This is a genomic window from Paenibacillus sp. FSL K6-1330 (assembly GCF_037976825.1).
Classification (GTDB): Bacteria; Bacillota; Bacilli; order Paenibacillales; family Paenibacillaceae; genus Paenibacillus_AQ.
In genome coordinates this window covers 3,110,185-3,132,532 of sequence record NZ_CP150269.1, presented here as the reverse complement: position 1 = coordinate 3,132,532, position 22,348 = coordinate 3,110,185, and the positions used below count along the sequence as shown (strand labels likewise).

At 36.0% G+C, this 22,348-nt stretch carries 23 protein-coding genes; 2 read left to right on the top strand and 21 right to left on the bottom strand.

Annotated features, from left to right (window positions below; all coding sequences use genetic code 11):
• Positions 1-4: 4 nt before the first annotated feature.
• From NYE54_RS14310 to NYE54_RS14220, 19 genes are all read right to left on the bottom strand, one after another.
• Positions 5-766, bottom strand: a complete 762-nt coding sequence (locus tag NYE54_RS14310) for a hypothetical protein (RefSeq protein WP_339272605.1) — start codon at positions 764-766, stop codon at positions 5-7.
• Between the two features lie 151 nt (positions 767-917).
• The gene (locus NYE54_RS14305) at positions 918-1,892 is read right to left on the bottom strand and encodes a restriction endonuclease (protein ID WP_096773474.1); all 975 of its coding nucleotides are present in this window, start codon (positions 1,890-1,892) and stop codon (positions 918-920) included.
• Positions 1,893-2,024: 132 nt separating this feature from the next.
• A complete protein-coding gene (locus tag NYE54_RS14300) occupies positions 2,025-2,807 on the bottom strand; it encodes a hypothetical protein (protein WP_339272601.1) in 783 nt (260 codons plus the stop codon).
• Between the two features lie 169 nt (positions 2,808-2,976).
• The gene (locus tag NYE54_RS14295) at positions 2,977-4,755 is read right to left on the bottom strand and encodes an AAA family ATPase (protein WP_339272599.1); all 1,779 of its coding nucleotides are present in this window, start codon (positions 4,753-4,755) and stop codon (positions 2,977-2,979) included.
• Positions 4,756-4,955: 200 nt separating this feature from the next.
• A complete protein-coding gene (locus NYE54_RS14290; RefSeq protein WP_339272598.1) occupies positions 4,956-5,579 on the bottom strand; it encodes a DUF3885 domain-containing protein in 624 nt (207 codons plus the stop codon).
• Positions 5,580-5,828: 249 nt separating this feature from the next.
• Positions 5,829-6,377 (bottom strand): ATP-binding protein, encoded by a 549-nt coding sequence (locus NYE54_RS14285; protein WP_339272596.1) that lies wholly within the window; start codon positions 6,375-6,377, stop codon positions 5,829-5,831.
• 229 nt (positions 6,378-6,606) lie between these two features.
• A complete protein-coding gene (locus NYE54_RS14280; protein ID WP_339272594.1) occupies positions 6,607-7,104 on the bottom strand; it encodes an NUDIX domain-containing protein in 498 nt (165 codons plus the stop codon).
• A 316-nt stretch (positions 7,105-7,420) separates the two neighbouring features.
• Entirely contained in the window at positions 7,421-8,065 is a 645-nt protein-coding gene (locus NYE54_RS14275; protein WP_339272592.1) for an HD domain-containing protein, read from the bottom strand.
• A 618-nt stretch (positions 8,066-8,683) separates the two neighbouring features.
• A complete protein-coding gene (locus NYE54_RS14270; RefSeq protein WP_339272590.1) occupies positions 8,684-9,298 on the bottom strand; it encodes a GNAT family N-acetyltransferase in 615 nt (204 codons plus the stop codon).
• Between the two features lie 431 nt (positions 9,299-9,729).
• On the bottom strand, positions 9,730-10,059 hold the full coding sequence (locus NYE54_RS14265; protein WP_339272588.1) for a YobA family protein: 330 nt from the start codon (positions 10,057-10,059) through the stop codon (positions 9,730-9,732).
• Positions 10,060-10,187: 128 nt separating this feature from the next.
• Positions 10,188-10,787 carry a hypothetical protein gene (locus NYE54_RS14260; protein ID WP_339272586.1) on the bottom strand — a complete coding sequence of 200 codons (600 nt, stop codon included), beginning with the start codon at positions 10,785-10,787 and terminating at the stop codon, positions 10,188-10,190.
• A gap of 319 nt (positions 10,788-11,106) precedes the next feature.
• On the bottom strand, positions 11,107-12,042 hold the full coding sequence (gene cysK / locus NYE54_RS14255; protein ID WP_339272584.1) for a cysteine synthase A: 936 nt from the start codon (positions 12,040-12,042) through the stop codon (positions 11,107-11,109).
• 358 nt (positions 12,043-12,400) lie between these two features.
• Positions 12,401-12,790 carry a hypothetical protein gene (locus NYE54_RS14250; protein ID WP_339272582.1) on the bottom strand — a complete coding sequence of 130 codons (390 nt, stop codon included), beginning with the start codon at positions 12,788-12,790 and terminating at the stop codon, positions 12,401-12,403.
• Between the two features lie 237 nt (positions 12,791-13,027).
• Complete coding sequence (locus NYE54_RS14245; protein ID WP_339272580.1) at positions 13,028-13,630, bottom strand: hypothetical protein; 603 nt, start codon at positions 13,628-13,630, stop codon at positions 13,028-13,030.
• Positions 13,631-13,841: 211 nt separating this feature from the next.
• Positions 13,842-14,414 carry an SAM-dependent methyltransferase gene (locus tag NYE54_RS14240; RefSeq protein ID WP_339272579.1) on the bottom strand — a complete coding sequence of 191 codons (573 nt, stop codon included), beginning with the start codon at positions 14,412-14,414 and terminating at the stop codon, positions 13,842-13,844.
• A gap of 906 nt (positions 14,415-15,320) precedes the next feature.
• The gene (locus NYE54_RS14235) at positions 15,321-15,782 is read right to left on the bottom strand and encodes a GNAT family N-acetyltransferase (protein ID WP_339272577.1); all 462 of its coding nucleotides are present in this window, start codon (positions 15,780-15,782) and stop codon (positions 15,321-15,323) included.
• A 260-nt stretch (positions 15,783-16,042) separates the two neighbouring features.
• Positions 16,043-16,591: an ATP-binding protein gene (locus NYE54_RS14230; protein WP_339272575.1), complete on the bottom strand. Its 549-nt coding sequence runs from the start codon at positions 16,589-16,591 to the stop codon at positions 16,043-16,045.
• A gap of 231 nt (positions 16,592-16,822) precedes the next feature.
• Entirely contained in the window at positions 16,823-17,563 is a 741-nt protein-coding gene (locus NYE54_RS14225) for a class I SAM-dependent methyltransferase (RefSeq protein WP_339272573.1), read from the bottom strand.
• A gap of 225 nt (positions 17,564-17,788) precedes the next feature.
• A complete protein-coding gene (locus NYE54_RS14220) occupies positions 17,789-17,992 on the bottom strand; it encodes a helix-turn-helix transcriptional regulator (RefSeq protein WP_076326647.1) in 204 nt (67 codons plus the stop codon).
• Between the two features lie 172 nt (positions 17,993-18,164).
• Here NYE54_RS14220 and NYE54_RS14215 point away from each other — a divergent pair, with 172 nt between their 5' ends.
• On the top strand, positions 18,165-18,452 hold the full coding sequence (locus NYE54_RS14215; RefSeq protein WP_339272571.1) for a hypothetical protein: 288 nt from the start codon (positions 18,165-18,167) through the stop codon (positions 18,450-18,452).
• Between the two features lie 181 nt (positions 18,453-18,633).
• On the opposite strand, the gene NYE54_RS14210 is transcribed toward NYE54_RS14215, so the two are convergent.
• Positions 18,634-19,725, bottom strand: a complete 1,092-nt coding sequence (locus tag NYE54_RS14210) for a hypothetical protein (protein WP_339272569.1) — start codon at positions 19,723-19,725, stop codon at positions 18,634-18,636.
• A 121-nt stretch (positions 19,726-19,846) separates the two neighbouring features.
• Positions 19,847-20,860 (bottom strand): site-specific tyrosine recombinase/integron integrase, encoded by a 1,014-nt coding sequence (gene xerA, locus NYE54_RS14205; protein WP_339272567.1) that lies wholly within the window; start codon positions 20,858-20,860, stop codon positions 19,847-19,849.
• Positions 20,861-21,624: 764 nt separating this feature from the next.
• Here xerA and NYE54_RS14200 point away from each other — a divergent pair.
• Positions 21,625-22,209 carry a TetR/AcrR family transcriptional regulator C-terminal domain-containing protein gene (locus NYE54_RS14200; protein ID WP_339272565.1) on the top strand — a complete coding sequence of 195 codons (585 nt, stop codon included), beginning with the start codon at positions 21,625-21,627 and terminating at the stop codon, positions 22,207-22,209.
• The last annotated feature ends 139 nt before the right edge of the window (positions 22,210-22,348 follow it).

Sequence of the window (22,348 nt, the reverse complement as noted above, 5' to 3'; positions counted from 1 at the left end):
TTACTTAAACGTTTGCTAATCCAAGTTTTTGTCTATACCTATTTATCTCCTGTATGTCATGCTCTTCTAATTGTTTTTTCCGGGCTTCCCACAATATTGGACAAGCTTCAGGAAGAGACACAATCTGACTATCAAATGCTATTTGATCTAATATTCTTTCGATGTCTGTTCTGCTATCAACGCCTACTGGATGCTCAACCAGCTCGCTATAAGCTAGTGGTAGCATCATTCGTGCAGTTCCAAAAGACAGTGCAGAAAGCAATAAGTTTAGTTGTTCTCGTAAATCAAACAAGTCCTTTAAATATACTGTAGAATTCCGTAGTTCCTCTTCACTAACATTACGAATCATATGCGCTATTCGTTGATCTCTTCTAGCCCTAATTTTATTTTGCAATTCATTCGTGTTTTTTTCAAAATCAACTTCTTTTAATCTCTTTTTAAAGTCATCTACATAATGTGGTTTCATATTTTTAATTATTTTATTTTTAAAAGGCTTGATTGTCCTAAGACTTTCTTTAGCATCTGTAACTAAACGAGTTATACGTAATATACTTGAATCAAAAAAACTATTTAGAACAGTGCTGAAAAAAATCGTTTGATTGGGACTGACAAATAAGTCAAATCTAAACCTTCTAATTTTGTCTATAATGAATAAATGTAAATTAAGGTCAACAAGTTCAGAATAAAAAAACTTCATTTCATCTCTATACTCTGAAAGAAAAGGTTCTTCAAAAAGTTCTTCATCTTGTATCATAGTGAAATCCATTACTGTATTCTCCTTTGCTTAATTCAGAAAATTTCAGCTAACATTCCTGTATCCACGACCCAGCGTATGCTGGGTGGTCGGCGAATGCCGGGCCAAGGACGAATGTCAGCAGCGTGAATAATATGTTAGCCGTTGTTATTTTGTCTTTCAATTATAGGCCTAATCTAAAATCTTCAATTTTCTGTTTAATAACTTCTTCTGGACAATTCCCATTCTTTTTTAGCATTAGCATTTGTTCGAAATCTGTATCATTTACAAAAATAATCAATTTATTGTGTGCCATCCAAATCTCTCTTTGGGTATGAATTGCTGATTCTTTTGGCTCTGTCCTTAAAGCTATAATTCCAAACATTCCAGGGCCATAATCTTTTAAATAATTCGCCATCTGTAATACACAACTTTTGTCTACCTTGGTCGAATAATTCTTCGAGTCAACAATGATATAATCAGCTCTATATCTACCTCTCAGGTATTTCCAATATCCTTCATCGCAATAGTTAGCCATAATAATGTCTCTTCTATTGGCCCTTACGTGATCCGAAAGCTCAATAATCGGTTTACCTAGATTAGGGCAAAAAAGGTGCTCCAGTATGTTAGCACAGATCTTTTGATAGGCCATCCAGTGCCTAGTCCCCTTTGAACATTTGTTCAATTGTGTTAATAGTTCATCTTCTTCTGTAGTGCTGAACAACTCATTTTTTTCGAATAGTCTTTTTAATTCATCTGATTGTGACCTTCTTATCTGCGAATAAAATATCTTTGAAAGCTTATCAATGTCCCATATTGTCAACCAATCATGTTTTCTTAAATCGCTTTTTTGCTTTGATGATAATTCTCCCGGAAATGCTAAAACTACTTTATCTTTAGAGGATTTATATACAGATAACTGTTTTATGACTTGTTCCAATCGATTCATTGAGAAAATAGGACTTACTTTACACTGGATTAAAATTGTTTCTCCTCGATAATCTGCAATAATATCAATTCCAGAATCGCCATGTCCTTGACTTTCCATTATGACGTAACTAAAGTCTTGATGTTGTTTCATCATATTTGCTAGTTCATACTCAAATATGTATCCTGTTAAAGTATTTGTAGTATTATACATTTGTTTTGATTGTATCATTAATTATCTCCAATGCTTTTATATGAACTTCAAACTAATTTCGGCTAACGATCCTGTATTCACGACCCAGCGTATGCTGGGTGTCAGGCAATTCGAACCAAGGACGTATGTCGCAACGTGAATATTATGTTATCAGATTTTTTGCTTTTCTGATTGCTCAGAAATTTTAGTTTGAATAGTTGTTACTATTCTTCTGCCCATCAAGTTTAACAAATGTATATCTTCGCTAAATTCAAATTCCGAAGTGTTTATTGGTTCCCCTATACTGTTTCTAGACTTTTGCTCGTGAGTCAATATCTCAAACAATTCCCTATTCACAAGGCTTTGATTGTGAGCAATGCAATTCCTCTTAATAAATATGACTTTAGCTGCCCTATTTTCTGATCTAAATCCAAATTTAACTTTATAGTGTTCTTCCAAATCAGTGATTTGTTTTTCTAGAGGGCGAAATACATAACTCTTAATTTCTTGACCAATTAAGTCTTCTTTAATTTCATTAATATCGTTAAATTTAAATACTTCTTGTAGCTTCATTTGTTTTTGAGAGTTATTTATATGTTCTGGATAGCTTTTTAGATAGTATTCAAATAATTCAATTAGAAAAGATTCGAAGGCCGAGCAGAGATTTATTATCAACAAGTTAATTAGCATTTTTGTCTTTTCGTTGTTGCTAGTTATCATATGAATACATTCATTGACTTCTACTTCAGTTGCTAAAAAGCCATCATCTTTCCTACCAAAAATAAATTTATTTTCTTCGTTTTTATATTTTGACTCTAAAGAAATGCTATCATATTTATTTTTTTCTATTTGAGTATTCGCTAATTCGTTTTCTAGAAGAGAAGACATATAAAAATTCCTCAGAATAGTAAGCTTATTAAAAAATGAGTCCTTTATTTCTAAGATTGTTTTCAAGTTAATTCTCCTTTTATCAATGCATAAATTCCTGATAACGTTCCCCTATTCACGATCCAGCGCATGCTGGGTATCCGGCGAATGCCGGATCAAGGACGAATGTCCGCAGTGTGAATATTATGTTATACGACGGAACATTACTTGAATTTACATGAAGTATTTGATTCGATTATTGGTTGGAACATGTTTGTTCTAAAGTTTCAATTCCAACGAATTTCTTTAGAGATGTTGGAAAAATTTCTTCTCCGAATTCTGATGTTTCTTGGAGTTTAGTCCATATGCCTAAACTGCTTTTATCATTTGATTCATAACCTATCACAGCTTCTAACTTAGGAATGTTAAAATGTATTTTTTCCAAAGAAGCTTCTTTAATTAATCCCCAATTTGTAGTAAGCATTTGTCGTTTTGTACTGTCACTTAGAGGTTTGCCTTTAGAATTAAATTCTTCTAAATCCACTACCTTTTTTGTATATAATTCGCTTTTTTGCAAATCTTTAAGCGAATTAAATGAAAGTTCTGAAATGAAATTGTGTTTGAAGTCAAAATCATTTATACAGAAAAATTCTACTCCAAGGTGTTTACATAGCTTAACTAGAATTCTAGCTGTGATTTTCCCATGATGAGGGATTATAGAAATATTCTTAAAGTTTAAGTATGTCTCTGAATACATAGAATCTTTGGTTAATAGATAGACCTTTTTCTTTATAATTTCTTTATAGGTCAGTAAATCATTTGGCCCCTCTACTAAAACCACCTTTTGGCTGAACACAATTTTATTCAAGTTTGGCTCTATCATTTTAATGTAATTATTAAAGTCTGCTATTTGATCCAAAGAGAAACCCTCTAAATCAGTTTCTGAAATGTTCTCATCTGGTTTGTTATATTTCAAAATTGTTTCGTGTGCTTCTTCATCAAATTCAAAACGAATAAGTCCTCGTGTGTCAAAAGCATCTATCATTTTGTCAGAATGAGTACTATATATAACTTGATGTCCTTTTTCTGCCAAGTTGCAGAGGACAGTTTTGTAAAAGTACTCTTGGTGATTTTCATGTAAGAAACTTTCGGGCTCCTCAAATAAAAATAAACATTGATCACTCTTGTTGCTCTCAGCAATTGCTTGAATGATAGCCATAACAAACATAGAAATATATCCATCACCGAAATGATCTATAGAAATTAGGTTTTCGGTATCACCATTTAAGCCGATTTTAAAAATCATATCCAAAAAAATGTCTTCATAATCGGGCAACTCAAAACCTATAAAAAAGTTACTGTCTCTTAGGTTTTTTGAATAATTAGACCTTATATCCTCAAGAAAACTGTGTAACTTCGAATCTGCCAGAACCTTTTCAGTTGAATCTTTCACTTCTCCTTCAAAAGTTTCTCTTTTCCCTTTCATGTTCGCATCTACTTCAACAATTTTCTTAATATGTTTCGCTAAAAACGAAGTAAGATTTCCCCAGCTAGTCTTCTTTGTTGATAACTCTTTTTTCACATCATGAAAATTCACATAGAAAATCCTGAAATACTTTGATGCTCCCGAAGCAGCAGGATTTTTTGTTAATTGTTCCTTGTCACGAAAAGATCTGACTCCAGCGTGCTCAATTTCATTATCCACCACGCTTATTCTTAATGAATGAAATCCTTTAAGCTCTGCTGGGTTTCCGTCTCCTTTAACTTCTATGCTGCTTTCAATTTCAGTTTCAATAAAAGGACGATTATTGTAATCACGGTTGTGAAAATCGTTAATTGTGAATGTATCTTTATTAACACTTTTCTCTTTTATCCCATATAGAATTGCGTTAAGAAAATTTGTTTTCCCCGAATTGTTATACCCAACGATAGCTATAGGTTTCTTATGATTCTGATCAGGAAAATGTATTGTCTGTCTTGTTCCAAATGATCTATAGTTTTCAACACTAATGCTTTTTATTCTAATATAGCTCATAAATATCCTTCTCCTTATTTATTTGTTCTGTCGTATAACGTTTCCGTGTTCACGACGTCCCACCACCTTAAACGAACGGAGTGAGCGGCCGCGATGCGGTTAGGTGGTGCGGATGTGTCCCGGCAACTACCTTCCCGACTCATCTTCCGGGACCGAGGGGGCTTGCCCCCCGAAGCGTGAACACATTGTTAGACGGAGGATTATACTTCCTTGAATATGCTGTCTATGTACTCACGCCAATAATTAACAATCCATTCATTATTTTTAGTATATAGCGGTTTCAACTTCTCTTTTGAATTTGAATAGGCGATACATCCTCTGTCATCGTACATATAAAATACAATTCCTTTCGAAATGCTGACAAAATAGATGCTCTGAACAATAGAAGGTTCTCGACCTTGTTCATAATTTGCAATCCCACTCAATATTTCTCTATATGGTATATACCGAACTCGACTATATAGGATCTTGACGAGAAACTCGCGAGTAATTTGTATTGTGTTTCCAGCTTCATCGTAGTCTTCGTCATATTCAATATATTTATCTTCTTCTAGATCGAAATCGTTTAATAATTCATATAAATAATTTGGAGTGGTATTACCAAACATTATGTCATTTTCTATTTGGGGATCTTTAATGAAGAGATAGATTTCTTCGTCTTTATTAAATATGAAATCGAAAATTGAATTAACTCTATAGTTCACTTGATTAATTCTCTCTTCAGATCCATTCTGGTATGGTTCTCCAAGTTCAAATCGGACATTTATGTCCATCCATAATTCATGGAAGTGTTCATTTATGAATTTAATTAATTCAGTCTTCACCGGATATGCCTCACAGTCATTTTTCATAATCTTTCGTCTAACGTTCTTGTATTCACGAACACTCACTGCCTTAAACGACCGTAGGGAGTGGCCGCGACGCGGTTAGGCAGTGCAGAGTTGTCCGGCTGATTTAGCTTCTCTGCAAATGAAATGCCTCTTTGATTCCACTTCTTCTACCTTGGCCGGACCAAGGAGCGATAGCGACGCAGCGTGAATACCATGTTATCTGATGGATCGGCCTTCTTCGAATTATCTAAATTCACTTATCTCTTTTATTTGTTGAATTATTTCCAAAGTATCATTGGGGTCCTTGATGTCAAATAGATAATTAGATTCATCCTTAGTAGGTTGAATTTCTATCGTATTTTCTTGTCTCTCCAATACTTCCAAAAAGTTCGAGTCACTTCTAAATATAGCTTTACTTCTTTGGGTTTGTGTAACACGTTCTTTCAATAAATCAATTGGTAAATTAAAGTGGACTATAATACTTTCAAATCCATTGTCATGAAAGTTCTGGAGTACATTTGTTCTTCCTGATTTATTTAAATTGGAATTGCTTAAGATAATGTGGAAATCGCTTTGCTCCATAGCATAGTTAACAATTGCATTTGTTATAGAGAATTTTAAAGTATTAGGACCTTCTATAGGGCGAAGTTTCTTATAATGGCTATTAATAAATTCAGCATGATTATCCTGATCAATGACTATGGCTTGTTGTAGTACAGATTCTAATTCTTTAGCAAAAGTGGTTTTTCCACTATGAGTCTTTCCAACCGTCATGATTACCAGGCGGCTCATAAAATACTCTCCCATCAATGTTTTCTATTATGATTTTTGCCGGTCTTTCAGATAACGTTTTGGTATCTACGAACCCGAGAGGCTTAAAGGAGCGCCAGCGACTGGGTCCGACGGACTTAGCCTCGCAGGGTTGTGAGCTGAATCCACTTCTTTGCCTACCACATCTTGCGAATCAAGGGCGTAGCCCGCAGCGTAGATACAGTGTTATGTGATGGTGATGCCTTCTTGATCAACTTTCAAATATCTGACTTCTATATGGTTCTGTTATCTGGCCTATAAAGTATTCCTTGAAAAAGTCATTAGTTGTATTAGGAAATTTATATGGCTTTGATAACTCAGCCGACTGAGATACAGCTTGTTTAATACCTTCAATTGGTAACCACTCAATTCCGATTTGTCCAACATCAGCCTGTGAGCTAAAGAAATAAGAAGTAGTCGAATTGCTGTTGCATTCATAAATAAATTCTACTGCATGAACTTCTTTCATAATAAAAGAATATTCATGATTCTTAGATATGTACTCTCTTACACAAACTAATTTACTATTCAAAATATCAATTCCAAGTTCTTCAAAGCACTCTCGTTGCAAAGTCTGCTCCAAGGTTTCACCTGTCTCTTGAGCTCCTCCAGGTAAGGTATAATAAACACCTACTTCAGGACGCTCTTTCTTAATTGTTAGCAACATTTCGTTCTGAATTATCAATGCCCGAACTGTATTTCTAATCATCTCGAATCGCTCCGGTAAGTATAATTTTTTATAATATTGCATCACTTTCACATAACGTTCCCGCATTCACGAACCCGAGAACCTTAAGCCCCCAACGGGGGCGGCCGCGATGCGGTTAGGTTCGCAGGGTTGTCGCCTGAATTCACTTCCTTGAAATGCCTCCCGGCGACCAAGGGCCGTAAGGCCCGACGCGTGAATGTGTTGTTATAAGATGTCAGCGCCTTCTTCGAACTACTTACACACTATTTTAACTAACGTCTCCAGTTAGTTCAGTGAATGAGTACTCAAATAGCAGTTCTAAGCTAACTAGATTACTTTATTTTCTTCCTATTAACGCCATATCCGTATATATAGATTCTTCAATATTAGGAAGACACCTGTAAATTGATTTTTGAATAATACTTTCAATTTCTTGCTTAATAATGAAGTAGTATTTCCATGAAATTGGAGAATTAGAATTGACTCCATTTCTAATGGCAGCCGATACGATTCTCTTTTCTATTGTTGAAAATCCCTTATCATCTGCTAATGCATCACATACTCTTATTAGTTTGTCATAGATTGTCCATTCAATTTGATTTTGTAGTGCACTTAATTGTTTTTGTACGTGAAGGGGGATTTCCGTCCAACCGTTAATTAGCTCTAAATCTGTTATTGCAATTTCATGTGTAATACAAACATTAGCAGTGCCCTCGAAGCCCTTATTAATCATAAATAGATAGCCATCCAGTGCATGAATGACTGAAGGGGTAAAACCTATATATCGACCAATATCATGTAATAGTCCACTTGTATAAGCTATATTTGGGTCAATTTCGTATCCAGCCTTTAGTAAATCTAACGCTATATATTCGGCTGCCTTTGCCACGTTTTTTGAGTGTTGAACCCAAGGTCCAGGATTTAATATTTCTGCTTCATTTAACAATTGCTCTGCATATAATCTATCTTCAACATATTTCATTCTATCAACTCCAAATTCTATTATGGATATTCTCTAAATAATAGATAAGTGATGTTTATGTAACCATTAAACTATCCTGCCCGTTAGTTTAACAAGGAAAAATTTGCTTTGCTTTTGGGTTTTAAGTTTTTGCGCTGATTTCTTATAACGTTCTTGTATTCACGAAATGACCCAGCCTTAGATAGCTCTTATCTTAGGCTGGGTCGTTTGTTGTCTGAGCTTCCTTCCATGATTAGCATCTGACAACCAAAGGGTGATAGCCCTGCAGCGTGAATACTATGTTATAGGATGTCAGCGTCTTCTTTGATATACCAACAAGATCTTTTACTTTGTAACTAGTTCTTTTCCTTATCTTAATCAACTAAATGTTATTAATAGGGATCACATAATAAAGAGATTTGGAAGAAGCATCAAATCCTATTGACTGATAAAGACTTAATGCACGTCTATTTTGAGTAACTACACTCAAGCGGATTTGAGAATACTCTTGACTTTGCAAAAGCTTAACTACCCTCGAAAGAATTTCACGGCCATATCCTCTCCCCTGAATTGCGGGAAGCACACAAAAATCATGGATAATAGCAGTATTCGTATGAAGACAATTAACTCTAATCATCCCTATACTGGTGTCAGACTGTCCATAGCAATATAAGTAATACGTGAAGGCTCTTTAGTATGGCTCAAATACTTCCTAGTCCAAGACTCTGAATCTCCAAAAGCCTGAGATAAACACTTAATCAAAAACTCTAAATCCTGTTCTACAGCCAATCGCAAATTAACGTCTCCGAAACATAATTTTGTAACTTCTACGCCCTTGAAGGTCATAGAGAATTCAGATGAACTAAAGCTAGCCCCTAAATGTCTTATACAATCAATACCTGACTCAGAGTTTGATGTAATTCTGAAACGGCAAGTAAGGATGCCATGCATTTGCATCTCCGACGTTGCCCCTTTAAGTAATCCCCGAAAAACACCAGAACGGCGGAATTGCGGATGAACCATACTATTAATATTAGCTTCAATCCCATCTGAAGAATACCAACTTAGAAAACCGATTAACTGATCTTCGTGTTGGCAAAGAAAAGCCTGATCTCCATATATCTCTTTAAGGCTTTCGATCCCCACCCTCAAACTTGACTTATCGTATATCTTGCACAACTGTTCTAGCATTCTGATTTGATTGATCTGATCATTTGAAAAATCATTCATTTTTATAGTTTGATATTCTTGCATGTACTGGTTGCCCTCATCATGAAAGAAACACGCAGTTTATGGACGAGTAGGCGCTATCCTTCTAGTTTCTGTCCGAATATTCATGGTTACCAATTGAACCGCCTCCTTGATAAGCTATGTATACATTATTAATTTTATCATGAGAATAATCAATGTTTTCACGATAATCATGTGCTTTGCGATTTTGCTGCTCACTTGAGGATATTAATGCCAATAGGTACTTAATTTGATGTTACGATTTACGATGATTTCCTATAACGTTCTTGTATTCACGATACACCCCAGCCTTAGATAGCTCTTATCTAAGGCTGGGGTGTTTGTTGTCTGAGCTTTCTTCCACGATTATACATCTGACAACCAAAGGGCGATAGTCCTGAAGCGTGAATACTCTGTTATGTGATGCCTATGCCCTCGTTGAATACTTCCAAATGTTATTCCTTTACTATCTTTATTTCTTTGGCTTCTGCTTGTGAGGGGTATGATTCGTCGATTCCACCCTTAATTTTATAATGTATTTTTTGACCAGGTTTTAAGTTTCTTGTATTGGTTCTTAACCATATTGCTTCTCCGACATACTCCTCCATAATATCCTTCCAAGTCTTATTCATATATTTCTTCTCAATCACTAAAATACGATCTTCAGTTACTTCTAAAATAAATCCTCCACCTTCATTTAGAGTCCGGTTTATTTCGGTCCCTTCTTTGGGACTACAACCAGCAAATAACATCATCATCAGAGCAACTACCATTATTCTCTTCATTGGGTCACCCCCTTGAGAATTTACTTTGCATAGGTTTCACATAACGTTCCTGTATTCACGACCCAGCGCATGCTGGGTGTCCGGCGAATGCCGGGCCAAGGGCGTATGCCCGCAGCGTGAATATTATGTTAAGTGATGTACAAGTCTTCTTCGAATCCATAAAACTCAGCTTCTAATTTCTTTACTAAGCCTTCAATGATCTTAAAATCAATGTTATATAAAAATATCCCTCTTGAACTTGAAAACTCCTTTTCTTTCTTCTGGCTTGGGGTCGGATATCTACCATCCCAAATCGTATACTTAGTTAACCTTGTTAGTATTTCCTTTTCATTTTCTGTTTTTTCGATTTCTAAGTGATCTGCAAGATCATTAAGATTATGACTCAACCGAAACATTTTATTTAAACTTTCTTGATTATGAGGTTCTCGTGCAATGAAAATTCCTTTCAAAAAATTCTCTAATGCAAAGCCAACTAACAGCATATAAGAACTTGATAAGTTAGTTGAATCTAACATAATTTTTAAAGATGCAGATTCATTTTTTAACCTGTTATTCAATTCTTGTTGAATGCTGGTTTTCAAAACATTTGCCGCAGAAAATAAGTCTTGCGCTTTTATGTACCAAGAGTCCTTGTTGTAGATCGTCTCAAAAAAATTCGAATCAAGGGTAGCCAGTCTTTTTCTTATAATGTCCATATCGCCAAAGAATTCTATATCATTAGTATTCATGGTTTATGCCTCTCTATGTTTTTACTTGTATTTCACTTAACGTTAATGTATTCACGACGTCCCACCGACTTAAGGCGACGAAGTCGCCGGGCGCGATGCGCTTAGTCGGTGCGGATGTGTCCGGCTGATTATACTTCTCTACTACTGAAATGCCTCATCGAATCCACACCTAACTCCGGCCGGACCGTGGGGCGAATGCCCCGAAGCGTGAATACGATGTTATTTGATGGATCAGCCCTCTTCTTCGAATAAAGACACGATGTCGGTTCACAAAAAAGCTAAGCAGCTACACTATTATGTAGCTGCTCACTCACTTTTCTTATACTTCTGGATAAAGAGCAGTCGATAAATACCGTTCACCTGTATCTGGAAGAAGTACTACTATGTTCTTGTCTTCGTTTTCCGGTCTCATTGCAACTTGTAGTGCAACATATGCCGCAGCACCAGATGAAATACCAACTAATAATCCCTCAGATCTAGCCAGAAAGCGAGCAGTTTCGAATGCATCTTCATTTCTTACTTGTATAATTTCATCAACAACTAATCTATTAAAGTTATCAGGAACAAAGCCAGCGCCGATTCCTTGAATTTTATGAACTCCCTTATTGCCTCCTGAAAGCACTGGAGAGTCGGAAGGCTCTATTGCGACAATCTTTACTGTAGGTTTTCTTTGTTTAAGTATTTCACCTACTCCAGATATTGTTCCTCCTGTTCCAACACCACAAATAAAGATATCTACTTTACCTTCAGTATCTCTCCAAATTTCTTCTGCTGTCGTCTTTTTATGTATTTCTGGATTTGCCGGATTCTTAAATTGTTGAGGTATAAATGAATCTGGAATAGTTGCCGCTATTTCTTCAGCCTTCTTTATTGCTCCTGACATTCCTTCAGGAGCAGGTGTTAGAACTAGTTCCGCTCCTAGAGCAATCAATAATTTTCGACGTTCGACACTGAAACTTTCAGGAAGAGTGATGATCAATCTGTATCCTAATGCTGCAGCTGCGAAGGCTAGCCCTACACCTGTATTCCCGCTTGTAGGTTCAATGATTACTGAATTCTGATTTATCAAACCTCTTTCTTCAGCGTCTTTAATCATTGCAAATCCAATTCTGTCCTTTACACTGCCTGCAGGATTGAAGTATTCCAATTTTACAATGATTTTCGATTTAACTTGGTGTTTTCTTGTAAAATTAGCTAGCTCTAATAATGGAGTATTACCTATAAGTTCTGTGAGATTCTTTGCAATTCTGGACAAAGTCATCCCTCCAAGTTATAATTCCAACTAATTTAGTTGGCTTTATACATTACACTATCATCTGCGGTAAAAAAATACAACAAAAAAACCTCAGACCCATGGACGGGTCGAACGACTCTGCTTACAAAAAGGTATTAGGGCCGATCTTTCATATAACGTTCCCGTATTCACGACGTCCCACCGACTTAAGGCGACGAATGTCGCCGGGCGCGATGCGCTTAGTCGGTGCGGATGTGTCCGGCTGATTACACTTCCCTGCAACTGAAATGCCTCACGGAATCCACTTCTAACTTCATGCCGGACCGAGGCAGCTTTTCTGCCGAAGCGTGAATATATTGTTATACGATGTCCTTGTCTTCTAGAACTGCCACCAAATCTGCTCTTCACCTTTATTTCTTTGCCCTTTATATATTATATCTCCATCTTTTTCAGACTTTATATCAAAATTAATTTGATAGCTTTTTCTAAACAGGTTTAAATCTGTAATTCCTCTTTCTATTTCATCATAGAAATCAAAGACTAATTCTTTTGCTTGTTCATTTGTTAATCTATCTTCTACCATAATTCTAATATTGATCATACCATCACTTGAACTTGAACTCGTTGCAGTAGTAGTAACTAGCTCTTTACTATTCATGGTCTTCTCCGCTTTAACTAATGAATCTACTAATTGATTAAAATCAATATTATTGTTACAGCCAACTGTAATAAGAGAAAATAAAATTATTAATACTATTAAATATCTCATTTAATCTCCTTCCCTTAATGATTTTACAAGGATTTCGTATAACGTTACTGTATCTGCGAACCCGAGAGGCTTAAGGGAGCATAGCGACCGGGTCCGAAGGACTTAGCCTCGCAGGGTTGTGAGCCGAATCCACTTCTCAGCATACCGCTTCTAGCGAACCAAGGGCCGAATGGACCGCAGCGCAGATACGATGTTATAGGATGTCAGTACCTTCTATGCACAACCTACACAATGTTCTTAATACAAATCCCATTCACTAAACTTCTCAGAGTACCCAATTAATACTTCTAGTTCATAGGGTATATATTCACTTTCAATAAAATAAGCTGTTAACCGTGCATGACCTTCTAATACGACTATTTGCGAGTTCTCATTCATTGACACAAATATTAATCTTGGAAATACTTTACCGTTCTTGAGAACTAAGTTAATATCTAGAAATCCTTGATTACTAATCTCATAGACTTCTATTTGATTCATGATATTCTTAGATGCCTGCAAAGGAAGTCTAGTATTACTTGATAATTCATTCCAATAACTATAGTTGATGTACATTACTTCCTTTAGATCTTGCTTCTTAAATAAAGCTTTATACCATTTTACTTCTTTAGGGAAATTCTCAAACAAATCCGTATTGCGACCGTATCCTCTTGTCTGACCCAGAATATCTCGTCTAATTTTGTTCTCGGTTTGATCATTCAAATTGGGTTTAATAAGTAAATTTAAATCATGATCTCTAAGAGCATTTAATATTCCTTCCTTAAATCTATCTGAATTAATCTCTGCAAGTAAGAATTCTGCAATTACTTCATCTTCTTGAACTTGATTAAGTATCTTCACTTGTTAATCCCCCACAAATATGTTTTGATTTCCTATAACGTTTCAGTATTCACGACGCGAGCCGACCTTAGATAGCTCCTATCTTAGGTCGGCTCGTGTGTCGTCTGAGTTATCTCCCATGATTATAACATCGGACGATCAAGGGGCGTGAGCCCCGTAGCGTGAATATTATGTTAGATGATGTCTCTGCCTTCTTCGAGATACTATCCAATTATTTCTTTTTTGCATCAATAATTAACGATACAAATCCCAAATTTCCGTTCTGGTTTCGATGGTCAAATCTCTTAGACCTATAGATAAATCCATTCTCTGGATTCCAGTCTTTAAAATAAAACTCCCCATCTTCATCACAATATTCTAATAACTCTACTTCAAAGCCTGCTTCCTCAAACATAGTAGTTATAGTCTTATAATTATGTACTATCTTATGACTTGCTGCCGGGTGATCCAGTGGTCCTGGGCCACCAATCTTGACTATGTTCTGATACTCTTCATTTGGAAAATATCCATCAGGAACTGCACAACGAATATAACCTCCCGTATTCAAATACTTGTAACAAATCTTTGCAGCCTGAACTCCTTCTTCGTAAGTTAAATGCTCCCAAACGTGCTCTGATAGTATTACTTCAATTCTGCGATCTTTGAAACTTTGTTCCCAATCTTCTAATCTTAGTAAATCCAGTTCATCCTCTTGCGTTTGTATCCATCCTTCATAGTTCTGCGATGAAGCACCTATAATGATTTTAATTGGTTCTGTTAATGCTAAATAAGAAACATTTATCATAGATTCTTACCCTCTCTACTTAGAATTACTTAAAATAAATATTGCAGAGATTTCATCTAACGTTTTTGTATTCACGAAATGACCCAGCCTTAGATAGCTCTTATCTTAGGCTGGGTCGTTTGTTGTCTGAGCTTCCTCCATGATTATACATCTGACAACCAAGGGGCGATTGCCCCGCAGCGTGAATACTTTGTTATGCGATGTACTTGGCTTCTCCGAGATTATTACCTATTGTTTTTATTAATTTATTATTCATTTCAGTTAATCTATTTTTTATTTTTATTCCATATTATATTTGCAACTATTTTATTAATCATTAATTGATCAAATTAAATTATTACATGTTTTCTGTATAAAAGAACCCCCCATTTTATTGGAGGGTTCTAGGTTATTCGCTTTGCCCCACATTGGCGGAATTTTGTGGCTTCTTGAACTGAATAGCAACATAAGGAGGCATTGCAGTAACTTCAATTCCATCAAACCAACTCCAAATTTTGCTCATAAGCAACACTCCAATCCGCTTTATAGTGTTGAGGGAACCGTGGGGGTTTACCCTTTTGTTGAGCAAAACGAACAACCTATCAAGAATCATATCATATTTGTAGAATAACATAAATATGTAATTAATCAGCAGTTGTTACTTAGGTAATCAATTTATTATAGTTTTAAACTAGAGTAATAAAAAAATCTAGACTTTTGATTTAATTAATTCTTCATTGTTTTGCTCAAGTATTGACTTAAGGCTGCGCTTGCGCAGTTAGTCGATGCGGATGTGTCCGCTGATTTCGCTTCACTGCCAATCGCTTCTCGCGGACCGAGGAACCGCCAGGTTCCGAAGCGTGAATATAATGTTAGGTGAAGTATTCGACTTCCTGAATTGCTAGCACATCTCTTACGTTTCCGCCCTTATAATTGTTTGAATACAAATTCTCGATATCTAATAAATTCATTCTTCTCATAGAACCTTTTTGCTATTTCATTATCTAACCAATAATCTAATTCAATCCTACTAATACTATTGTTTTCTGCAATTTCATAAATTCTATCCATTAACGATGAACCATATCCTTTATTTTGATGCTCTTTCGAAATACTAAGATGATGTACAAATATGGATTTAGAGCTTTTAGTAAATGCACTTTCCTGATATTCTCTGAATTCTAACCAAACGTAACCAAGAGATTGATCATTATCTTTAATAATTAAAAATAGATTTTTGGGATTCTCCATTACTTTCTTAAAGAATTCATTGATCGTCTTAAAATCGAAAGGCTTAAAACGATCTGGATACAGTGAAAAATGTAATTCTTGAATATCTCTATTGAGTTTAGTAATTATTTCTGAATCTAAGGCTTGTTCAATTTGCATCTAAAATGCCCCCATTATTATGGTTTAAAAGCTCTTCGAATATTTCACCTAACGTTATTGTATTCACGAACACTCACTGCCTTAAACGACCGTAGGGAGTGGCCGCGACGCGGTTAGGCAGTGCAGGGTTGTCCGGCTGATTTAGCTTCTCTGCAAATGAAATGCCTCTTTGACTCCACTTCTTCTACCTCGGCTGGACCAAGGAGCGATAGCGACGCAGCGTGAATACCATGTTATCTGATGGATCGGCCATCTTCGAATTATCTAAATTCACTTATCTCTTTTATTTGTTGAATAATTTCCAAAGTATCATTGGGGTCCTTGATGTCAAATAGATAATTAACTTCATCTTTAGTAGGTTGAATTTCTATCGTATTTTCTTGTCTCTCCAATACTTCCAAAAAGTTCAAGGCACTTCTAAATATAGCTTTACTTCTTTGGGTTTGTGTAACACGTTCTTTCAATAAATCAATTGGTAAATTAAAGTGGACTATAATACTTTCAAATCCATTGTCATGAAAGTTCTGGAGTACATTTGTTCTTCCTGATTTATTTAAATTGGAATTGCTTAAGATAATGTGGAAATCGCTTTGCTCCATAGCATAGTTAACAATAGCATTTGTTATAGAAAATTTAAAAGTATTAGGACCTTCTATAGGGCGAAGTTTCTTATAATGGCTATTAATAAATTCAGCATGATTATCCTGATCAATGACTATGGCTTGTTGTAGTTCAGATTCTAATTCTTTAGCAAAAGTGGTTTTTCCACTATGAGTTTTTCCAACCGTCATGATTACCAGGCGCCTCATAAAATGCTCTCCCATCAATGTTTTCTATTATGATTTTTGCCGATCTTTCAGATAACGTATGTGCATTCCTGACGTTGATTTCCCTTAGATAGCTCTTATCTTAGGGAAATCAATGTGTCGCTTGAATCCTCTTCCTCGAAATGCCTCCGGCGACCAAGGGGCTAATGCCCCGCTGTAGGAATGCGATGTTAGGTGATGCCCCCGGCTTCATTGAATTTCAAACCTAGGATCTTATATATATTTTGGTTGTCCTAGCCACACTTCTGTATCGTACATTACTGTAATTACACCATCTCTTGCCAAATCATTGAATCGTTGTTTATGTGCTTCTTGAAATGTTACGAACCATTCCTCTCTCTCATCCGGTGATTCCATGCTAGAGATAACTGCCCCCCAATATTCATCCCATGTCTCGTTATGCTCTTGTTTAAACAAATATCTATTTGGTGTTGAGTCTCCATAAAAATATTGAACTGGTTTGATGTGCCTAGACTCAGTCAATCGCTTAACATATTGTTCATCGTTACATACTCGCAATGTATCCCTGAAAAAATTTGAGTCATCATAATATGAAAAAACAGCTAACATTCCATTAGGTTTAAGTATCCTTTTAAATTCTTTAATTGTACTTTCTGGATGAAATCTATGATAAGCATTGGCTGCTACAATTAGATCTATAGAATGTGCAAGCAGATTTGTATTCTCAGCTAATCCATCTTGGAATTCTACATCCTCTCTTTCCCCAATCAGTTCCTTTGCAAGTTCACGCATTTCAAAATCAGGTTCAATTACAAATACCTTCTTTACATTACCAACAAAATGTTTTGTCAAAAGTCCTGTTCCTGCACCAATATCAGCAACTACACCTTCACTTACATTCGCTATATCAATAACATATTTACTTGCTTCTATTGAAAAAGGCAATCGATATTTGGCATATTGCATGGCTTTATCACGTGTCATTCTATTCATTATTTAAGCTCCTTTGTATGGACTTAATATTATAGATTTCATCTTTACGGGGATTTCACCTAACGTGTCTGTATTCATGAACCCCGCAAGGGGTTGTCTGTTGGATTCCCTTTTCGAAATCCATCTGGCAGACCAAGGCTCCGTTAGGAGCCGCAGCTTGAATATTATGTTATACGACGGAATCGCTTCTTAGATTAACCAACATTCATTCTTGATCCCAATCTGTCATTGCTCTGCTATATGTTCCAATAAATCTCCTGGCTGACAACCTAAAACTGTACATAGTTTATCAATTACTTCTAGCGAAACATATTCATTCGTATTGAGCTTCGCCATTGTAGCAGATGAAATCCCCGTCATTTTAAGTAAATCCTGCTTCTTAATTTCCCTGTCGATCAATAATTTTTGAAAAGGTTTGTAACTAATCATCTGATATTCCTTTCACACGCGAAGTGAATTTTTCTTTAATTATATGAAAGTATATTTTCTTTATCAAAAAAATCTTTAACATGTCTTGACTTGAATGTTCGATATGGTAAAATTATATTCAATAAGTTAAACTTTTATTTGCAAAATCAAATGAACTGGATGGTGTTAAATTATGCATAATTCTTTAGAAATCTTACTCGATTCACTGATCCGTAATCGAATTGAATCTTTATATGGCGAGCTTATCAAAAACAACTTCAGCTACAACCAGTTCTCATCTGATCGGAACCTTTACTTTAAGCAGTTACATGAACTACTACCAGAGGATATACAAAAGACTCTATTCCTTTATGATGATGCGGACCTTTCTGTTCAAGCTATTTTAGAACGTGAAATCTACTTACAAGGTTTTAAGGACGCTCTTTACCTACATAACGAATTACATGTATCTTTAGATTGAGGGCCTGTTGGCTCTCTTTGTTTTTTTGATTCTGTCGTATAACTTTACCGTATTCACGACGTCCGACGGAGTCGGATGTGTCCGGCTGCCCCAGCTTCTTCGAATTCCCCCTGCCGGACCAAGGACGAATGTCCGTAGCATGAATATTATGTTATATGAAGTCCCTTACTTCTTTGAAATACTATCGTATCTTTGATGCTGATGGTTTGTTAGTTCTCCTAGCATCAATAATGATTGTATTAATTTTAAATTTGGAATTACTACTTATTTCATCAGCATTTTCTATCAACTTTTCTATTTTATTTTGTTCTTCATCGTGCATTAATATAACAAGATAATATGCGTGATCAACTCTTTCTGATTTCATATATTGAACTGTTTGATTTTTCAATCCTTTAACAAGGTCATTTGAGGCTAATTTAATTTCAACTAAAGTTTTAAAAGCATTACCAAAAGAAAATTTAAAGTCAACTGGTCCCCTCCCAGTTTCAGCTTCAGGAGTTATATCAATATTATTATCTTCACAATATATTCCACTCATAAAATTAAAAAGTTGCTGTGCACTTTTTTCTTTCTTTGCAAGATCATTATCATTCCATAACAGTTTATAAGCATCTTTAAGAGTAATTGAATGCACATAATAGTTAATAATGCTTTCAATATGCTCTAAAAAATCTTCTTGTGAATGAATAGTTTTTCTATTTATAGCCTTAATATTAGCAGGGTAAAGAGAATTTTTAATACTACGATACCCTTCTCTGATATCAGTTGGCATTAAATCAAGGTAATCATCAAGATCAACATCTCGATTTTCCACAAAGTTTATAGGGTTGTTAAAAAATTCGTCTAGATAATCTGCTACCCATAAAAAATCATGATCTTGAAATAAAATATCTAAATAGAAGTCTATATTGTCTGGATTGCTCAATATATACTCGTCTTCAGTTATATCTTCATCATGAGTTTCTTGCACTACTTCCCCTCTTTCAGTTAATTCATTATTTGTCTGGCATAAAACTTGATACAATGCAAATTCATGAATAGGTTTAAGATGATGTAAATATTCATCTCTTGTCCATACATCTAGTTCTATCATGGTTTTTATACATTTCTCATCATCCTCAATCCATATCATTGGTGGGAATAGTGAACGAAATCCTTCTTCAGGTCCTAGATCTCTATAAAAAGTCATGTAAATGTCTAAATAGTCGTTAATCCTTTGATTTACTATAATTCTTGTACTTTTCTCTAAATCACAAAAAATATTAATCATTTTGTTCTCCTTATACTATTTAATTAGGGATTTCATATAACGTCTTTTTCACGAACATCGCAAAAGTATCATCTCTTTAGGGTGTTCACGAACTTCATGAACACTCCTTCACCAACCATGTTTACGACTCCTCTCCCGTAATCTCCTCTTCCAATTGATCTAACGGACTTTTAATTCTTCTTATGTCCTTCACACTCACATGTGTATACCTTTCGGTGGTGCGTACACTTTGATGACCGAGCAACTCTTGAATGAAGCGAATGTCTATTCCACCTTCCAATAGATGAGTAGCGAATGAATGGCGTAAGGCGTGAATACTAACCTTTTTCTGGATTCCAGAGGCAGTACGTGCTTGTTCGAACACTTTTTGAACCGTTCGTTCAGTCATATGGCGCTCTGGGTGTTGACCTGGGAACATCCACTTCTCAGGCTTTTCTTGTTGTAAATACGGTTGAACCATATCCATAGCTGTATCGGATAATAGCGTAAGACGATCCTTTCGACCTTTGCCTTGAGAAACCCGAAGTGTTTTTCGCTCGAAATCAATGTTTTGAGTTTTCAACCGGACCACTTCCCCTACCCGTAATCCTGAAGAATAAGTAAGGTATAGGATCGCACGATGTTTTAAATTATGGAGTGCTTTTAAGATCAACATCACTTCGTTCATCGATAACACATTCGGCAACTTCTTTTCTTTCTTAGGGCGAACATAAGAGACTGTTTCCTCATGCAATAATACTTTTTGAGCATAGAATTTGATCGCGCTGAGCGCTTGATTAACATAGGAATGAGAACATTTCCTATGAAGTAAGTGTAAGGAATAACTCTGAATCAATTTCTCGTGACCCATCCTCTGATTTTGCTGCTGTACAAAAGCATGAAATCGATGGACTTGACTACAATAAGCTTTTATCGTTTTTTTACTATAACCTCGAAGCTGCAGTGCATAAACGAAAGAACTTTTTATCGACTCATTCCATGAATAGATTGGAATGTGATCCTGTATGTGAACTTCATTGTTGAACAGGCTGCACTCTTTCATCAACATGCTATCAACATGAATCTCCGTTCCTTCAAAAAGTGTATACAACTGTTGAATGGATTCGGACGTAAATGGAATCATCCAGATCTTCATTATAGCAGCAACCTAATTATTGGAAAGCAAAAAGAGCTCACAATCGCCGTTATCGACGTTGTAAGCTCCCGATACTTTCGGTGCTGTCCATCCTTTATGATCTAACCGCACTCAATTCAATAATATTGCGTTTAGGGGGTTAAAATTGTAACCATTAAATAGATTAAACCATAATCAAGGCAGCCATGGCTACTTCATTTCTCACCTTACTTCAAGCACGAAGATGTAGTGCAAGCGAAATCTTCGTACTGCACTTCGCGTGTAACATAAAAACGAGGAGCGGAGCGAATCGGTCTTGATGTTTCATGCCTCTTCGAGTAACTCACATTATCTTTTGCTACGAATGCACCAGTACCGTCAACGCGCCTTACTTCTATCCAATAAGCTGGAACATTTGACTCTTAAGATATATAACCATCTGAGTTTGGTGGCGATTCTTAGATTATACATGGATGTAAATACTCGTGGATTTAAATATAATATCGGTGACTAATGTCCAAAGAAAGCAAACTATTAGACTTGTAGCAGCGTTATGTAAACAGGCTGTATAGTTACACAGTGTCAAGGACATTATGGCCCATGATTCACTTCAATAAGTTCCGGCTGAGCCGTAAACTACTCAAAAGACTGAAAAATAAGGTTAATTAAATCGTTATGAATCCAGCAACAACAGTTGCAGCTAATGCCCAGATTCAGTACATGATGGTATTTTGTATAATAGAGAGATACATATTGTGGAACTGCGAAGGAGTGGAGCTACTGTCATGAAACCGGAGTTAGATCCGAGAGAAATCAGAACTCTGCAAAAAATAAAAACCGCTCTCCTTCACATGATGGCTTCCCGAATCGATCCCATATCCATTACGGATCTATGTGCCGAGGCACAAGTGACACGGCCTACCTTTTACAAGCATTTTAGTAGTGTAGCCGAGTTAATGGAGGTCATGTCCAAGGAGATGATGGAAGATTTGGGACGCTGCATCGTGATCGAGAAAAAAATATCCCTTCAAGAGGTTGATTATGTGGAACTGCCCTCCAATATGGTAGCTTTATTCAACCATGTGCTGGAGAATCGGCAGTTTTACGAAGCCTTCATTTTAATCCAACCGGACACGCCATTTACGCGTTATTTCAAAGCCACGCTATACCATTTTGTAAATGTCGGGCTTGAAGCATCTATCGAGACAGGCGCCCAGATCATCGTCCCGTCCGACGTGGTGATCAACTTTATGACGGGCGCGTTTCACGAGACCATCTTGTGGTGGATGTTGAATGGATATCCCTACACTCCACAGGAAATGACGGCTATGGCATTACGTTTGTCCATTAACGGACCCTTTCAATTTTAGAATAAAAAAAAGAGTAGCGTCTCTCAGTTGAGAATAGGTACGTTACTCTTTTTGCTAACTTCGTAAATCAGAAGGAATATTTGTCCATTTCATCGAAATACAATGTACTAACACGAAATCGATAGAAAGAGATGTGTAT

What these genes read in the sequence shown, in the direction of transcription:
- NYE54_RS14310 (WP_339272605.1), bottom strand. Translation starts at nt 766, where the DNA reads ATGGATTTCACTATGATACAAGATGAAGAACTTTTTGAAGAACCTTTT.
- NYE54_RS14305 (WP_096773474.1), bottom strand. Translation starts at nt 1,892, where the DNA reads ATGATACAATCAAAACAAATGTATAATACTACAAATACTTTAACAGGA.
- NYE54_RS14295 (WP_339272599.1), bottom strand. Translation starts at nt 4,755, where the DNA reads ATGAGCTATATTAGAATAAAAAGCATTAGTGTTGAAAACTATAGATCA.
- NYE54_RS14285 (WP_339272596.1), bottom strand. Translation starts at nt 6,377, where the DNA reads ATGAGCCGCCTGGTAATCATGACGGTTGGAAAGACTCATAGTGGAAAA.
- NYE54_RS14280 (WP_339272594.1), bottom strand. Translation starts at nt 7,104, where the DNA reads ATGATTAGAAATACAGTTCGGGCATTGATAATTCAGAACGAAATGTTG.
- NYE54_RS14275 (WP_339272592.1), bottom strand. Translation starts at nt 8,065, where the DNA reads ATGAAATATGTTGAAGATAGATTATATGCAGAGCAATTGTTAAATGAA.
- NYE54_RS14270 (WP_339272590.1), bottom strand. Translation starts at nt 9,298, where the DNA reads ATGCAAGAATATCAAACTATAAAAATGAATGATTTTTCAAATGATCAG.
- NYE54_RS14265 (WP_339272588.1), bottom strand. Translation starts at nt 10,059, where the DNA reads ATGAAGAGAATAATGGTAGTTGCTCTGATGATGATGTTATTTGCTGGT.
- NYE54_RS14260 (WP_339272586.1), bottom strand. Translation starts at nt 10,787, where the DNA reads ATGAATACTAATGATATAGAATTCTTTGGCGATATGGACATTATAAGA.
- NYE54_RS14250 (WP_339272582.1), bottom strand. Translation starts at nt 12,790, where the DNA reads ATGAGATATTTAATAGTATTAATAATTTTATTTTCTCTTATTACAGTT.
- NYE54_RS14240 (WP_339272579.1), bottom strand. Translation starts at nt 14,414, where the DNA reads ATGATAAATGTTTCTTATTTAGCATTAACAGAACCAATTAAAATCATT.
- NYE54_RS14235 (WP_339272577.1), bottom strand. Translation starts at nt 15,782, where the DNA reads ATGCAAATTGAACAAGCCTTAGATTCAGAAATAATTACTAAACTCAAT.
- NYE54_RS14230 (WP_339272575.1), bottom strand. Translation starts at nt 16,591, where the DNA reads ATGAGGCGCCTGGTAATCATGACGGTTGGAAAAACTCATAGTGGAAAA.
- NYE54_RS14225 (WP_339272573.1), bottom strand. Translation starts at nt 17,563, where the DNA reads ATGAATAGAATGACACGTGATAAAGCCATGCAATATGCCAAATATCGA.
- NYE54_RS14220 (WP_076326647.1), bottom strand. Translation starts at nt 17,992, where the DNA reads ATGATTAGTTACAAACCTTTTCAAAAATTATTGATCGACAGGGAAATT.
- NYE54_RS14215 (WP_339272571.1), top strand. Translation starts at nt 18,165, where the DNA reads ATGCATAATTCTTTAGAAATCTTACTCGATTCACTGATCCGTAATCGA.
- NYE54_RS14210 (WP_339272569.1), bottom strand. Translation starts at nt 19,725, where the DNA reads ATGATTAATATTTTTTGTGATTTAGAGAAAAGTACAAGAATTATAGTA.
- xerA (WP_339272567.1), bottom strand. Translation starts at nt 20,860, where the DNA reads ATGAAGATCTGGATGATTCCATTTACGTCCGAATCCATTCAACAGTTG.
- NYE54_RS14200 (WP_339272565.1), top strand. Translation starts at nt 21,625, where the DNA reads ATGAAACCGGAGTTAGATCCGAGAGAAATCAGAACTCTGCAAAAAATA.